Raw genomic sequence first — 14807 nt, 5'->3', positions numbered from 1 at the left:
GCTCGATGTTATAAGCATAAGCCGTGGCACGATAATCGCACTCAACACAAAGGCTGACTGGGAATCAACCCAGTCAGCCTTTTGTGCCTTTATTGCACGTTATCTACTACTTTTTGTGGCGACGAGCATGGTGCCTGACGGGAGCCGCGAGTGCACTCTCATCCACAGCGGTGATACCGGTGCTGTCCAGAGTGGCGCCAGCAGGGATAAGGGTCGTCGTTACAGTCTTGCCATCCTGCGTTCCGGTGTAAACCGAGATGCGGCTGGCGTCGATGCCCTTCTCCTTGACCAGGTAGTCCTTGGTGTTGACAGCACGCTCAGCGGCGAGGTGCTCGCCATGCTTCTCGGTGCTGGCAGCGTTACCGACGAGTGCGAGCTTCGCATCCGACGACTGCTGCAGTTTGAGGGAGACGTCATCGAGGCAAGCCTTGCCTTCGTTGTCGACACGGACCGGGCGGCGCTTGTCACGCTCGAAGTTGACCGAGCAGAGGCTGCTGACCGTTGGTGCCGGCGGCGGTGGCGGCGCGGCGATGGTGACGCTGGTGGTGGACGATGCTGTCTGACCCTTATCGTCAACCACGTTGCAGGTGACGGTAATGGTGCCAGGCGCTGCGCCGGCGGTGCTCAAGGTTGCTGTGTTGCCGTTGCCGCTGACCGAACCTTCGGTGGCGCTATAGCTATAGGTCAGAGGACGGTTCTGCGGGCTCACGCCTTCTGCCGTGATCGTGGAGGAATCTCCAGGATTCAGGCTCGAAGGATTGGCCGAGCAGCTGATGGTTGGCGGCTGGAAGGCTTCGACCGTGTACTGGGCCGAGCAATCCGCCATCTGGCCAGGCTTGTTGCCCTCGGTGACGTGGCCCTTGGCCGTGTAGGTTCCGGGAGCAGCATTCTTGGTGTCGATGTTGGCTACATTAGAGGTGCCGGTGATCGTGCCGCCATCAGCAGTCCAGTTATAGGTGGCCGTCTTCTTCGGGTTGAGGTTCAGAGCAGTACCGGTGACGGTCAGAGGATCGCCGGGGTAGCCCTGTGCAGGCGAAACAGCGCAGGAGTAGGTGACAGGAGGCGGCGGAATGACATGACCGAAGTGCGTCACGATACCGGTGCTGAGGTCTACGCCGCTGAGGTTCGCACGTCCACCCATCACACCGCCCGTCGGGGGAGGAGTATAGGGGCCGAAGCTGGTGTGAATATAGCGGTAATCAGCCTCGAAGAGACGAAGCGAGAAGCGGTTGTTGAGGAATGGCAGATCGTAGTCCATACCGCCGCCAGCCGTCAGGGTCGGTCCCCAGGTATAGGGCTCGTGGTACGCGAAAGGAGGTTCGCTGTTCGGTCCGCCCAGCTTGGCGCCGCCGACCAGGCCGTGCGCGAAGAGGGTGAAGTTCTGCATCGGAGCGCGGAAGATCGGACCAGCCGATGCCGAGTACAGGCCATCGTTGTTGCCGTCCGGATGCGCAACGAAGTTCACTTCGCCGCCGAAATACTTATTGAAGTAGTAAGCGCCGCTGCCAATGGCTCCGAGATCGATCGAAGAATAATTGATCCCCGCAGGCTTTACCTGTCCGTGGGCTCCAAAGTAGGAGTAACCGGTGAAGATATCCACTCGCGAAGGGTTAGGCCCCATGGGGGCGGTTGTGCTGGGCGTCTGTGCGCCCAGAGTGGCTACTCCAAGGCTGACTGCACATGCAGCCAGTACGAACCGGCCTACACTACGAAACGGGCGATGAACCATTGAACTTCCTCCGCTAAAATTCTTTCATTTTCCAAGCCTACTGGCTCGTTTAGTTTAGTTCGATTCAGTACGGCTTACGTTGGTTGTGAGCCGTACCAGTTAAAAGCTACTTTCGGCTACTATCTTTTCAATACTTTACCAGCCGTCATCCTCTAAAGGCCCTACTTATCTCGTGGAACGAACCTTGCAAGTTATTAGCCTTTAACCACCTAAATCACGACAAATTGAGGGTCTTTTTCAGGGAGCCGCGCTCGTGCTGAATCTTTTCCTGCAACAAGGTGATGGCGTACAGCAACTGTTCCGGACGCGGTGGGCACCCGGGAACATAAATATCAACGGGAATGACCTGGTTGACGCCCTGCAACAACGCATAGTTGTTGAAGACACCTCCCGAGGTGGCGCAGGCTCCCATCGAAATCACCCACTTTGGCTCCGGCATCTGCTCATAAAGTCGCCGGATAACGGGCGCCATCTTTTGTGAGACCCGCCCCGCGATAATCATCAGGTCGCTCTGACGCGGCGAGGGCCGGAAGACCTCCGCCCCAAAACGGGCAATATCGTACCGCGAGCCGCCCATCGACATCATCTCGATCGCGCAGCAGGCGAGGCCAAACGTCATGGGCCAGATGGAATTCTTTCTCACCCAGTTGATCGCGCCGTCGAGAGACGCCAGAACGATGCCCTCCGGCTGGTCATATCCCCAGCTCACCTCTTCCAGCTTTTCCTGATTTTTGCCGAAGCTTTCCAGGCTGCCGAAGAAGTAGCGGTCATTTTTCTGCGGAACCGCGGTTGGGCGTCCGCTGCTCGTTGTTTCGTTGGGTGATGTACTCATATCTCTAATAATAAAACCGATGTCGCCGATCTACGACTTTTTTCATGGGATTGGCAAACATTTGCACAAACTTAGCCAAAGCATGTCATGGGATGCCGCTAAAGCTACCCAGGTTGGCCGATTAGGGGAAAAACATCCTACGAGCGGGAATTTTCTTCTATCGCCCTCAACAAAGCTTCTCGAAGCTCCCTTTCTTCGTCCTGATTCAGCTTCGCTCCATTGCGAGTCAGGTAGAAGACGTCGATCGCCGTCTCGCCCTCGGTATCGACCAGAGCCACCTCGATGTTGCATCCCTGCCGGGCCAGCGTCAGGCTCAGCGCGTGCAGCAGCCCGGTCGTATCCTGGGCGACCACCTCGAGCAGCGTGCTGTGCGACGAGGCGGAATCGTCAAATTCGATCCGCGACTCCACCACCACCTTCGGCACCTTGCGCCTTCCCCGCCTGCGTCCGCTCAGCAGCTTCTCCACCGGCAGGGTTCCGGTCATCACCTCGTGGACGTTCTTCACGAACGCATCGTGCTCGGACGCATTCATCTCCAGGGTGCGGAAGCTGTCGGTAAAGCGAAAGCTATCCACCACCACGCCATGCCGGTTCGAGAACGCATCCGCCGTCACGATATTCATGCCCCATGCCGCCAGCGCGCCCGTCATGTTCGCGAACAGTAGCGCCCGGTCGGGGGTCACCAGGGTCAACTCGCTCACCCCCGGCGCATAGCGAAAGTCCAGTTGTACGGCGTCCTCGGAAAACTTCTGGAACCGCTGAAAGTTGGCTCGAATCTGCTCCGGCGTCCGGGTCAGGACATACCGCTCGGGAAACCCGTCCAGATACTCCGCCACCGCCGTCTTCTGCCCCGGCAGCAGCGCTGCGACGCGATGCACCAGTTCGCTCTCCTCCTGCGCCCCGACGCGGTCCTCATCGACGTTGCGGTCAAGATAGTTCGACGTCGCCATGTAGAGCCGCCACAGGTTCTCCGCCTTCCACGGCGTCAACGCATCGGGGTGCACGGCATTGATGTCCGCATAGGTAAACAGCGCCAACATGCGCAGATTCTCGGGCGTCTGTACCTTCCCGGCAAAGGCCCGCACGGTCTGCCGGTCGAAGATATCGCGGCGCATGGCCAGCGACATCTCCAGATGGTTCGCGATCAGGCTGCCCACCATGCCGCTCTCGTACGAATCCAGCTCGAGCCGCTCCAGCACGCCCTGCGCCATAGTCATGCTCTCCTTCGCATGGTCGTCCGTGCTGCGGCCCTTGCCGGTATCGTGCATCAACGCTGCCAGGTACAGCAGGCCAGGGTGCGGAAGCTCGCGCAACACCCGTCCAAACTGAGCGGCCCATTCCGCCATCGGACCTTCCTGCGCGCTCTCGAGTCCATGCAGTGTATCGATCAGCACGAAGGTATGCTCATCGACCGTGTAGCGATGGTAGGCATCGCGAATGACCAGAGCGTCGATACCGTGAAACTCCGGGATCAACAACTCCAGCACGCCCAACACATGCATCGTGCGCAGCGCGTCTCCGGCGTGGCGTCCGGTCAGAATGCGCTGAAGGTGCTGCCACAGCGCCGGTCCCTCCTCGAGATGCGCTGAAAGCACTGGCAGCGCGAGCAGCAGCCGCTGCTCCGCCTCTTCGCCCAGCGCGCACCCCATCCGCGCCATAGCCTCGAAGACCTCCAGCACCACATCGGGGTCCTGCGCCGGATCGTGCGCCGGGGCACCGCTCCCGTCGTCCACCAACGCATCGAGCACGATACGCCCGCGCTCCACGCGAAACCCCTGCTGCAACGGCTCCGTGCGCCGCTCCCGCCGCAGCCCCAGCAGCTTCAGCCGAGGTTTGTCCAGCGGAGCCTCCCCCATCATCTGCTCCACCCGCCGCTCCACCCGCCGCGCATGGCGGAAGTAGAAGCGCATCCAGTACGCCGCATCTGCATTCGGTGGCGCGGCACCATCCATGCCAACCCCCGCCGCGGCTGCCGCATCCTGCGCCTGCCAGTCCAGCGAGTTGTCGTCGCGCTCGTGCCGGTAGTGCAGAAAGCATCGCACCAGCCACAGAAACTCCACCGCCTTGCTAAACTCGCTGTCCTCTTCCGCGTTGCCATTGCCCGCGACGCGGCCCGCGGCCTCCGGGCCCACACCACGCAGCAGCGTCATCCAGCTGCACACGTGAATATCGCGCAGTCCGCCGGGACAATCCTTGATGTTCGGCTCCAGATGGAAGAGGGTGTCCCCGTACTTCGCATGACGCGCCCGAGTCAGCTCGGTCAGCCGGGCCATCAGGCCCTTCTGCTCCCGCTGCAGCAGCTTCGGTATCGTGACGGTGGCCAGCTTGCGGTAAAGAAGAGCGTCACCCGCGAGCTGCCGGTGGTCCATCAGCGAGACCGCAAACTCGGCGTTCTCCTCGTCGAAGCGCTCGCACTCCGCCAGCTTCCGCGTCGCCGGAGAGATACGTATCCCCGAGTCCCACATCTCCTGGTTGACGCGCCGGATCGCGTCCTTAACGTCTTTTTCAGCCAACCGGCCGTCCAGCAGGAACAGCAGATCGACATCGGAGTACGGAAATAACTGCCCCCGCCCATACCCTCCAATCGCCACCAGCGAGATGCCCGTCGCCAGCCTGCGGTCGCGCTGCACCTCTTCCGCCCAGAGTCCGCCTGCCAGCTCGTCGATGGCCTTCGACCGCGCCGCGATGGTCGCCGCGCCCGACGCCCCTGAATCGAATGCGCCGCGAATCTCCAGCATCTTTCGCTGGTACCGCTCGCGCATCCTGCTGCCTGTGGACTCATTTGTGCTCATGCTGTTTTCTCCTGAAGAAAACCCAAGCCCAGAGAGGCTGCTGAAAAACATTGGTGGTTACAAATTGACGGCTACAAATCGTTAGAGAGCAACCTCGCCGCGTTCATCGTTGCGGATGCGGATCGCCTCATCGATCTTCGACACAAAGATCTTGCCGTCGCCGATAGTTCCGGTCCGCGCCGCGGTTGTGATCGCCGTAATGGCCTTATCGAGCATCTCGTCCTTGACCACCAGTTCGAGCTTCACCTTGGGCAACAGATCGACCGAATACTCCCGGCCCCGGTAGAACTCGGTGTGGCCCTTCTGCCGTCCGTGGCCACGCGCCTCGGTGATCGTCATCCCCTCAACGCCAATTTCCACCAGCGCATCCTTCACCGCGTCCAGCTTCGATGGTTGAATCACCGCTTCAATCTTCTGCATAGCTGTATGTCCTCTCGCGCCTTCGATCTCACCAGCATCTCACTGCAGTGCTAGTGAGCCCAATCGTATCCTTCTTCGCCATGTTGCGACAGGTCCAACCCAATGCGCTCGTCTTCTTCGCTGACCCTCAGGCCGATCGTCTTGTCTACGACGAACAGAATGACAAGCGTACCCACGATCGAGATTCCCCACGCCAGCCCGACGCCCAATAGCTGGTGGAACAGTTGGCGCCAGTTGCCCTCGAACAGCCCGGTCGGCTTGCCTGCTCCAAAGATCGGGTTGATGGCGCTGTTCGCAAACAGGCCAGTCAGCAACGCTCCCAGCGTCCCGCCCGCACCGTGGATGCCGAATGCATCCAGCGAATCGTCATAGCCGAACCACGCCTTCACCTTCACCACCATCATGTAGCAGAACGCTCCGGCGATCAGGCCAATCCAGATGGCAGACATCGGCGACACAAATCCCGCGGCCGGCGTAATCGCCACCAAACCAGCCACAGCGCCCGAGATCGCTCCCAGCGCCGAGGGCTTACCCTGCCGAATCCACTCCACCGCCGACCAGCCGAGCACTGCCGCAGCAGCACCAAACTGCGTCGCCACAAAGGCCGAGGTCGCCAGCGTGCCCGCCGACAGCGCGGACCCGGCATTGAACCCGAACCAGCCCACCCACAACATGCAAGCGCCCACAAAGCTCAACACCACCGAGTGCGGCGGCATCGGAATCTTCGGATATCCGATGCGCTTGCCCAGATAGATCGCCGTCACCAGCGCCGAGACGCCAGAGGTGACATGCACCACCGTTCCGCCTGCAAAATCAAGGCAAGGAAGCGACCCGGTTGCATTCAAAAATCCGCCCTGGCCCCAGACCATGTGCGCCATCGGGCTGTAGACGACGATCGACCACAGCACCGTGAAGACCACCATCGCCGAAAACTTCATGCGCTCTGCAAAGGCTCCGGTGATCAGCGCCGGGGTGATGATGGCAAACATCATCTGATAGATCATGAAGGTCTGCAGAGGAATCGTCCCCGCATAGGCCTTATCCGGTGCCAGCCCGACACCGCGCAAAAACGCATTGTGCAAGCCGCCGATAAACGCGTTCCCGCTACTGAACGCAAGCGAGTAGGTCAGCAGCCCCCACAGCACCGTAATCACGGCCATCATCGCGAAGGTCTGCATCATCGTTCCGAGAATGTTCTTCTTGCGTACCAGCCCGCCGTAGAACAGCGCCAGCCCCGGCCCGCTCATCATCAGCACCAGCGCCGCCGAGACCAGCATCCAGCCGTTGTCGCCCGCCATCTGGGCCGCCGCAATCGCAGCCGCGTTATCGTCCGCTCGTTTTTCGAGTGCAGCAATCCGGTCTGTCTGCGCCGTCGCGGGCGTCTGTGCCATCGCGACCGATCCGCACAGAACTGATCCGCCAAAGATCAGGACAAACAAAAATGAAAGGAATATTTTGGCCGCTCGAAGACGCATGTGTTTACCACTCTTTTCAGAATTTGGAGAAACGACGAAAGAGATACTTCGGCAAACCCGCGGTCATGGCGGTGTGAACAAAAACAGCGAACTTCGCCACATCGTGGGAGCGAAGGCCACATTTTGCACTGATTCATTTAATCTACACAAGATGCCCGGCAACACAAAGCTGTAAATTGATCTGCCTGCAATAAATTCAACCCCGCGCAAGCATCTCCCGGACGATCTGCTCCCACTCGCCGGGTAAATCTCCCCCTGCCACCGGCCTTCCCGCCCGGCGATACCAGTAGGCGGCGTTCCCCGTGTCCCCCTCCTTGCGGTGCAGATACGCATGGGCCCACGCCCCATCCGCACCCGGTACCTCCTGCGCGATCTCATGCGCCTTCTGCCAGTCGCCCCGCGCGTCCCACCAGAGAGCGAGGAGTGCCCCGGTGAACTCCCCGCCTTCCGCCGCTCGAAACTCCGCAACCGTCATATTCAACTCCGTCAGTTCCCTGCCGGAGCCGCCGTCGCAGCAGGCGCGGCGTAGCCCCGCTCCCGCATCCACTTGATCAGCAGGTCAGGCCATACGCTCAGCTGAGGGTTCGCAGCCGCCAGCCCTGCCCCATGCCCTCCATGCTGAAACAGGTGCATCTCCGCCGGAACCCCGGCCTTTACCAGCGCCGAATAGAACATCACACTGTTCATCACCGGAACCGTCCCGTCGTCGGTGGTCGCGAACAGAAAGGTTGGCGGCGTATCCTTCGTCACCTGCAACTCCGCCGACATCGACTGCTCCAGCGCCGCATCAGGACTGTCTCCGAGCAGATACTTCCGCGAGCCAGTGTGAACGTAAGGGTCCAGCATCGTAATCACCGGATAGGCCAAAATCAGAAAATCAGGTCGGCTGCTCTGCCGGTCGATCGCATCGGCTGCACTAGGATTGCCCGCGTCGAAGTGCGTTCCCGCTGTAGCCGTCAGATGTCCCCCCGCGGAAAAACCCCACATGCCAAGGTGGTCCGGCGCGATGCCATACTCCGTCGCGCTGGCCCGCACCATGCGAATCGCGCGCTGCGCGTCTCCAAGCTCAATGGGGTTGTGGTACGTCGGCCCCAGCCGGTACTTCAGCACAAATGCCGCAACGCCGCGCTCATTCAACCAGTGCGCAATGTCCGATCCCTCCTTGGTCATCGAAAGATGCAGGTATCCTCCCCCCGGCGCGACCACAACTCCAGTCTTCGTCGCATTCGGCCCCGACGGCAGATAGACCGTCAACGTTGGCTGGTCCACGTCCGCCGTTCCCTGCGCTCCCGGAGCACCGCCCGGCCATAGCAGCATCGTCTTTCCTGCCGCCGCATCCGGCGCCTGCTGCGCCTGTGCCATCCCCACACCCAATATCACGGTCAAGAGACTCCCACCTACCCGAAAAAGCTTCGTCATCATCCGCTTTACATCTCCTATTGCACCGCGAAGCATCCTATGGCGCAGCGAAGAAATTGTATCCCGCGCATTGGCTGCTTACGCAAGCCCTGCGTGCGTTTACCGTGCGGTCTTATTTCCCGCGATAAAATCACACATCAACTGTTACCACGGAGACCGATGAAGGAACTCGTTCAAAAGCAACTGGCCCAGTCCATCGCCACCATGCAGGCCGTTCTCGCCGACCCTCACATCACCGAGACCATCGTCAGCATCGGCGAGATCACGGCCACCGCGATGAAGTCCGGCAAAAAGCTGCTGGTCGCAGGCAACGGCGGCTCCGCTGCAGACGCCCAGCATCTCGTCGCCGAGTTCGTCGTCCGGCTCAACGTCAACCGCCCTGCCCTGCGCGCCATCGCCCTCACCACCGACACGTCGATCCTCACCGCCGCCGGCAACGACTTCGGCTATGATCGCGTCTTCGCGCGCCAGGTCGAGGCGCTGGGCCAGCCCGGCGACGTCTTCCTTGGCATCTCCACCTCCGGCAACTCCAAAAACATCGTCAACGCTCTTCATCAGGCCAACAAGATCGGCATGACCACCATCGGTTTCAGCGGCAACGATGGTGGCGAGATGCGCTGCCTCTGCAACTACAACATCGTCATCCCCTCGGCCGTTACCATGAACATCCAGGAGTCGCACCTCGCCCTCGAGCACATCTTCTGCATGGTCGTCGAGCGCGGCGTCTTCGGCGAAGACTTCGAGAGCCGACCACAAATACTCAGCGAATAACCCTTTCAAGCAACGTGCTTCCATATCAGCTCCTCTGAACTGTCCGGGCGTATACTCGGCGTGTTTCTGAACTACCACTTTCGCTTTAAGGAGATTTACCGATGCTAAAAGGCTTTCGTGACTTCGTCCTCCGCGGCAATGTAATCGATCTGGCCGTCGCGGTCATCATCGGCGCTGCGTTCACCAGCATCGTCGCGTCGCTCACCAAGGACATCATCAATCCGCTGATTGCTGCCATCGTCGGCAAACCGGACTTCTCCTATCTCGTCGCGCACGTCAATGGCGGCGCAGTCACCTACGGCAACTTCATCAATGCCGTCATCGCGTTCGTGCTGCTCGCCTTCGTCATCTATTTTTTCCTTGTGCTTCCCACCAACCATCTGCTGGCGAGAATGAAGGGTCCTGCCGCCGTCACCAACAAGACCTGCGGCGAGTGCCTCTCGGAGATTCCTCTCGCCGCCCATCGCTGCAAGTTCTGCGGTCAACCCGCAGCAGACCAGCCCGCAGCCTAAGGCACCTCTAATTAAGTCCTGGCTTTGAAGGGACGCGGCTTCCGCCGCGTCGTAAGTCATTCCTATAAAAAGGGGCTTTCGCCTCTGAGGGAATCATTGGGGACTTAATCACACTTTCCCTAAGCCGTCAGGAAGTTCGCACCGAAGCAGCGATGCCCACGCTCTAGCCGTGGGCATCGCTACATCGCAGATTCCCCCGCCAACCAATCTTTTTTAAAGGCAAACCGTTGACACCTCCCCGCATTCTGGCCATCCTGCCCCTCATCGCCGCCCTCGCGGTCTCCGCGCAGCAGCCTGCGCAATCCCCCGCTCCACAACAGGTCTTCGGCTATCGTGACTTCACCCAGCAAGCCAAATGGGACGCCGCCTTCATGACCATCCCCGACGCAAAGCTCGCCGGTGAACACCTCAAGATCCTCACCGCCGAGCCCCACTGGGCAAGCTCCCCCGAGGACTACAAGACCGCCCTCTACGTCGCCGCCAAATTCAAGGCCGCCGGCCTTGAGACCAGCATCGTTCCCTATAAGGTCCTACTCAACAAGCCCAAAAGCATCCTCGTCGAAGCCTTCGATGCCGACGGCAACAAGCTCATGTCCGGCCCCACGCCCGAGCACGTCGATCCCACCAAATACGGCGGCGACCCCAGCCAGGACGATCCCCGCATCCTCCCCGCCTTCAATGGCTACTCTCCCTCCGGCGACGTCACCGCCCCGGTCGTCTACGCCAACTACGGCACCCTCGCCGACTTCAAAAAACTCGCCAGCCTCGGCGTCAGCGTGAAGGGCAAGATCGTCCTCGTCCGCTACGGAGAAAACTTTCGCGGCGTAAAGGTCTACATCGCCCAGCAGTACGGCGCCAAAGGCGTCCTCATCTACTCCGACCCCGCCGACGACGGCTACTTCCGCGGCGATGCCTACCCCAAAGGCCCCTTCCGCCCAGCCTCCGGCGTGCAACGCGGCTCGGTGCAGTTCCTGCCCATCTACCCCGGCGATCCCGAGACCCCGGGCATAGCCTCCACACCCGACCTCCCCGACTCCCAACGCACCAAAAATCCCGTCGACCTGTCCTCCATCCCCTCAAACCCGCTCTCTTATAAAGATGCGGAGCCAATTCTCAGGGCGCTCGACGGCCCCGAGACGCCCCACGGCTGGCAGGGCGCGCTGCCCTTCACCTATCACCTCGGCGGCACCAATACCGTGACCGTCCACATGGACATCCAGGAGGACTACGCCCTGCGCACCATCTGGGACGTCATCGGCAAGGTCCGCGGCACCGAAACCGGCGACAACTGGGTCATCGCCGGCAACCACCGCGACGCCTGGGTCTACGGCGCCGTCGATCCCAGCAGCGGCACCGCTGCCATGCTCGAGACCGTCCACGGCATCGGCGACCTGCTCAAGCAGGGCTGGAAGCCCAAACGCACCATCCTCTTCGCCAGTTGGGACGCCGAAGAAGAAGGCCTCGTCGGCTCGACCGAGTGGGTCGAGCAGCACGCCGCCGAGCTGCGCCACGCCGTCGCCTACTTCAACACCGACGTCAGCGTCTCCGGCCCCGACTTCAGCGCCGCCGCCGTACCCTCGCTCAAACAATTCGTCCGCGAAGCCACCACCGAAGTCCCCAGCCCCAAAGGCGGCACCGTCTACGACCAGTGGAAGAAAGCAGAAGATGCAACCGCTGCTGAAGATCACGAGCATCGGTCCCACTCGGAAAACGCCGTCCCCATCGACAACCTCGGCTCCGGCTCCGACTACACGCCCTTCCTCCAGCACGTCGGCGTGCCTTCCACCGACATCGGCTCCGACGGCCCGTACGGCGTCTATCACTCCACCTTCGACGACTACAACTGGTTCATCAAGTTCGCCGACCCCACCTTCGTCTACGAGCAGGAGATGGCCCGCGTCTTCGGCCTCGAAGTCCTGCACATGGCCGACGCCGACGTGCTGCCCTACGACTACCATCTCTACGGGAAAGAGACGCTAGGCTATCTCGAAGCCGCCCAGAGCCACGCCGCAAAAGTTGATCTCCATCTCGACTTCACCGCCGCCCTCGCCGCAGCCCAGCGCTTCGCCGCCGCCGGTACGGCCATTCGCGCCGTCCAGCTCAACCCACCCGCCGACACTGCCCAGCTCAACGTTGCTCTGCGCGCCACCGAAGAGGCCTTCCTCAACCCGGCCGGCCTGCCCCACCGCCCCTGGTACAAGCACCTCATCTATGACCCCGGCGAATACACCGGCTACGACGCCGTGGTCATCCCCGGCGTCAACGAGGCCATCGAAGCCAACGACGCCCCTCGCGCCCAATCGCAACTCACAGCCCTGACCGAGGCCCTCAACCGCGCCGCCGACACCTTAGAGTCCGTTACAAAATAGCCATACGATATGACTCACAAAATGGTTGAACAATAAACTAAGTTGACATTAAGTTGAACGACAAAAATGCCAGCCAAACAATGAATTGAACTGTCATCCTGAGCGAAGACGCGTAGCTTTTTGCGCGTCGTAGTCGAAGGACCTGCGGTTTTTACATCACCACAACTTCAATTTCGTTCTCGTAACAATTTAGCCGTAACGCTAATGTCCCAGCCCCTCCAGAGCCTGCCCCAGATCCCCCACAATATCTTCCACATCCTCAATCCCCACGCTGATCCGCATCAGCCCGTCGGTGATCCCCAACCGCGCCCGCCCCTCAGCACCAACCGCCGCATGCGTCATGCTCGCCGGATGACAGATCAGAGTCTCCACCCCGCCCAAACTCTCAGCCAGATACCCCAGCCGCAGCGCCTTGGCGAAAGTATTCGCCCGCTCCAGCGAACCCAGCTCCACAGAGATCATCGACCCAAACCCGCTCTGTTGCCGCTTCGCCAGTTCATGCTGCGGATGCTCGGCCAGCCCCGGATAGAACACCCGCTTCACCGCCCTGTGCCCCTTCAGAAAGTCGGCGACAACACGGCCATTCGCATCGTGCTGCTTCATCCGCACCGCCAGCGTCTTCACCCCGCGCAGCAGCAGATAACTCTCAAACGGCGACAAAATCCCACCCGTACACTTCTGCACAAACCGAAACCGCTCCGCCTGCTCCGGCTTGGTGCAGACCAGCACGCCGCCCAGCCCATCCGAGTGGCCATTCAAAAACTTCGTCGTCGAATGCATCACGATGTCCGCACCCAGCGCGTTTGGCTGCTGTTGATAGGGCGACAAAAAAGTGTTATCGACGCTCAACTCTACCCCACGCTCATGGCAGATATCGGCCACCGCGCGAATGTCCGTAATGGCCATCATCGGATTGGTCGGCGTCTCGATATGCACCAGCCTCGTGGCCGGGGTAATCGCCGCCGCCACATTCTCCGCCACGCTGCTGTCCACATAGGTAAACGTCAGCCCATAGTTCACCATCACCTTGTCGAAGAGCCGCGCCGTACCTCCATAAACATTGTCCGAGCACACCACATGGTCGCCCGCCTTCATCATGGTGCACATCGCTGTAATCGCCGCCATGCCGCTGGCAAAGGCATGCGCGCTGGTTCCGCCTTCGAGCGAGCGCAGGCTCTCCTCGAGCGCGTCCCGTGTCGGATTCGTCAGCCGAGCATACTCATGACCCTTGTTCTTGCCAATCTCTTCCTGCTGATAGGTCGAAGTCAGGTAAATCGGCACATTCACCGCGCCCGTCAACTCATCCGGCTCCTGACCATCGTGTATCGCCCGCGTAGCAAATCCCAGCTTCTTCTCTGCCATATTTCCCCCAAACGCCTGTCATTCTGAGCGCAGCGAAGAAGCTCCGCATTTGCTCGCAGCGCCACGAAAATCTCCGTGGCAAATCCTCACCCCAAAATCCCCTTCGACAGATACCTCTCCGCCGAATCCGGAATCACTGTCACCACCCGCTTCCCCGCGCCCAGCTCCCGGGCCATCTCCACCGCGGCATACAACATCGCCCCTGCGCTCGACCCCGCAAAGACACCCTCCTCCATGGCCAGCCGCTTCACCATCGCAAAGGCGTCGTCATCCATCACCTTGATAATCCGGTCGCAAACGCTGCGGTCGAACGTCACCGGCACAAGCGCCACACCAATCCCTTCGACCTTATGTTTTCCAGGCTCGCCGCCCTGCAACACGCTACCCTGCGGCTCGACCGCGACATTGATCACCGACGGCTGGTGCTTCTTCAGAAACCGTGCCACGCCGGTAAACGTTCCCGCCGATCCCACCCCCGAGACCCACGCATCGACGCGGCCCTCCATCTGCTCCCATATCTCGACTGCGGTGGTCTGCTCATGAAAGTCAGGATTCGCCGGATTCTCAAACTGCAGCGCCGCAAACGCGCCCTCAGTCTCAGCCTCAAACTCCAGCGCCCGCCGAATCGCGCCCGCCATCCCCTCTGCCTCGGGAGTCCGCACCACCGTAGCGCCCAGCCCGCGCATCAGGATGCACTTCTCCTCCGCAAATCCCTCCGGGACATACAGCATCACCTTATAGCCGCGATTCACCCCGATCAGCGCCAGCCCCACGCCGGTATTTCCCGCCGTCGCCTCCACAATCGTCGAGCCGGGTCGCAACACGCCGCGCCGCTCCGCATCCAGAACGATCCCCAGCGCAGCCCTATCCTTGATGCTGCCACCCGGATTCAGATACTCCAGCTTGGCCCAGATTTCGGCTCCACCAGCCGGGCTCAGCCGCCCCATCCGCACCATCGGCGTCTGCCCCACGAGGTCGAGAATGCTCTCCACCACCCGCATCACTGGGGCCGTTTCCCCGGATCGGTCAGCCCCTTGTCCGACTTCGTAGCGTCAGCATTCGCCACCTTGGGGAAGTACCCAGCCCGCGTCCGCACCGACAACTTACCCATCCCCTTGGCCTTGGC

At 60.9% G+C, this 14807-nt stretch carries 12 protein-coding genes; 3 read left to right on the top strand and 9 right to left on the bottom strand.

All coding sequences use genetic code 11. The annotated features are described in order from the left end of the window. Positions 1-106 precede the first annotated feature (106 nt). The 7 genes from VMU57_RS17130 to VMU57_RS17100 all read right to left on the bottom strand — a co-directional run bounded on the left by VMU57_RS17130 (position 107) and on the right by VMU57_RS17100 (position 8670). A complete protein-coding gene (locus tag VMU57_RS17130; RefSeq protein ID WP_325385612.1) occupies positions 107-1729 on the bottom strand; it encodes a hypothetical protein in 1623 nt (540 codons plus the stop codon). 214 nt (positions 1730-1943) lie between these two features. Next, complete coding sequence (locus VMU57_RS17125) at positions 1944-2561, bottom strand: NADH-quinone oxidoreductase subunit B family protein (protein ID WP_325385610.1); 618 nt, start codon at positions 2559-2561, stop codon at positions 1944-1946. 137 nt (positions 2562-2698) lie between these two features. Continuing rightward, complete coding sequence (gene glnD / locus VMU57_RS17120; protein WP_325385608.1) at positions 2699-5353, bottom strand: [protein-PII] uridylyltransferase; 2655 nt, start codon at positions 5351-5353, stop codon at positions 2699-2701. 81 nt (positions 5354-5434) lie between these two features. Continuing rightward, positions 5435-5773 (bottom strand): P-II family nitrogen regulator, encoded by a 339-nt coding sequence (locus tag VMU57_RS17115; protein WP_158910795.1) that lies wholly within the window; start codon positions 5771-5773, stop codon positions 5435-5437. A gap of 50 nt (positions 5774-5823) precedes the next feature. After that, a complete protein-coding gene (locus VMU57_RS17110) occupies positions 5824-7248 on the bottom strand; it encodes an ammonium transporter (protein WP_325385605.1) in 1425 nt (474 codons plus the stop codon). A 196-nt stretch (positions 7249-7444) separates the two neighbouring features. Then, positions 7445-7723, bottom strand: a complete 279-nt coding sequence (locus VMU57_RS17105; RefSeq protein ID WP_325385603.1) for a hypothetical protein — start codon at positions 7721-7723, stop codon at positions 7445-7447. 11 nt (positions 7724-7734) lie between these two features. After that, positions 7735-8670, bottom strand: a complete 936-nt coding sequence (locus VMU57_RS17100; RefSeq protein WP_325385601.1) for an alpha/beta hydrolase — start codon at positions 8668-8670, stop codon at positions 7735-7737. A gap of 156 nt (positions 8671-8826) precedes the next feature. Between VMU57_RS17100 and VMU57_RS17095 the strand changes: the two genes are divergently transcribed. The 3 genes from VMU57_RS17095 (at position 8827) to VMU57_RS17085 (ending at position 12319) form a co-directional block, all read left to right on the top strand. Then, positions 8827-9438 carry a D-sedoheptulose 7-phosphate isomerase gene (locus VMU57_RS17095; RefSeq protein WP_325385599.1) on the top strand — a complete coding sequence of 204 codons (612 nt, stop codon included), beginning with the start codon at positions 8827-8829 and terminating at the stop codon, positions 9436-9438. 101 nt (positions 9439-9539) lie between these two features. Beyond that, a complete protein-coding gene (mscL, locus tag VMU57_RS17090) occupies positions 9540-9950 on the top strand; it encodes a large conductance mechanosensitive channel protein MscL (protein WP_325385597.1) in 411 nt (136 codons plus the stop codon). Positions 9951-10177: 227 nt separating this feature from the next. Further along, positions 10178-12319 (top strand): M28 family metallopeptidase, encoded by a 2142-nt coding sequence (locus VMU57_RS17085; RefSeq protein ID WP_325385595.1) that lies wholly within the window; start codon positions 10178-10180, stop codon positions 12317-12319. 201 nt (positions 12320-12520) lie between these two features. Here the strand turns inward: VMU57_RS17085 and VMU57_RS17080 are convergent, their stop codons facing one another. Both VMU57_RS17080 and VMU57_RS17075 read right to left on the bottom strand, forming a co-directional pair. After that, positions 12521-13681, bottom strand: coding sequence for a PLP-dependent aspartate aminotransferase family protein (locus VMU57_RS17080; protein ID WP_325385593.1), 1161 nt, complete (start codon positions 13679-13681; stop codon positions 12521-12523). Positions 13682-13767: 86 nt separating this feature from the next. Next, complete coding sequence (locus VMU57_RS17075) at positions 13768-14682, bottom strand: cysteine synthase family protein (RefSeq protein WP_325385591.1); 915 nt, start codon at positions 14680-14682, stop codon at positions 13768-13770. Between the last annotated feature and the right edge of the window lie 125 nt (positions 14683-14807).

Origin of the sequence: Edaphobacter sp. (genome assembly GCF_035532915.1) — a bacterium.
Taxonomy (GTDB): Bacteria; Acidobacteriota; Terriglobia; order Terriglobales; family Acidobacteriaceae; genus Edaphobacter.
Note: the sequence above shows the minus strand (reverse complement) of the source record. Positions and strands in the feature narration are given on the sequence as shown.

Excerpts from the sequence above, each read along its gene's own strand:
- VMU57_RS17130 (WP_325385612.1), bottom strand. The coding sequence starts at position 1,729 with ATGGTTCATCGCCCGTTTCGTAGTGTAGGCCGGTTCGTACTGGCTGCA.
- VMU57_RS17110 (WP_325385605.1), bottom strand. The coding sequence starts at position 7,248 with ATGCGTCTTCGAGCGGCCAAAATATTCCTTTCATTTTTGTTTGTCCTG.
- mscL (WP_325385597.1), top strand. The coding sequence starts at position 9,540 with ATGCTAAAAGGCTTTCGTGACTTCGTCCTCCGCGGCAATGTAATCGAT.
- VMU57_RS17100 (WP_325385601.1), bottom strand. The coding sequence starts at position 8,670 with ATGATGACGAAGCTTTTTCGGGTAGGTGGGAGTCTCTTGACCGTGATA.
- VMU57_RS17080 (WP_325385593.1), bottom strand. The coding sequence starts at position 13,681 with ATGGCAGAGAAGAAGCTGGGATTTGCTACGCGGGCGATACACGATGGT.
- VMU57_RS17105 (WP_325385603.1), bottom strand. The coding sequence starts at position 7,723 with ATGACGGTTGCGGAGTTTCGAGCGGCGGAAGGCGGGGAGTTCACCGGG.
- VMU57_RS17095 (WP_325385599.1), top strand. The coding sequence starts at position 8,827 with ATGAAGGAACTCGTTCAAAAGCAACTGGCCCAGTCCATCGCCACCATG.
- VMU57_RS17075 (WP_325385591.1), bottom strand. The coding sequence starts at position 14,682 with ATGCGGGTGGTGGAGAGCATTCTCGACCTCGTGGGGCAGACGCCGATG.
- glnD (WP_325385608.1), bottom strand. The coding sequence starts at position 5,353 with ATGAGCACAAATGAGTCCACAGGCAGCAGGATGCGCGAGCGGTACCAG.
- VMU57_RS17115 (WP_158910795.1), bottom strand. The coding sequence starts at position 5,773 with ATGCAGAAGATTGAAGCGGTGATTCAACCATCGAAGCTGGACGCGGTG.
- VMU57_RS17125 (WP_325385610.1), bottom strand. The coding sequence starts at position 2,561 with ATGAGTACATCACCCAACGAAACAACGAGCAGCGGACGCCCAACCGCG.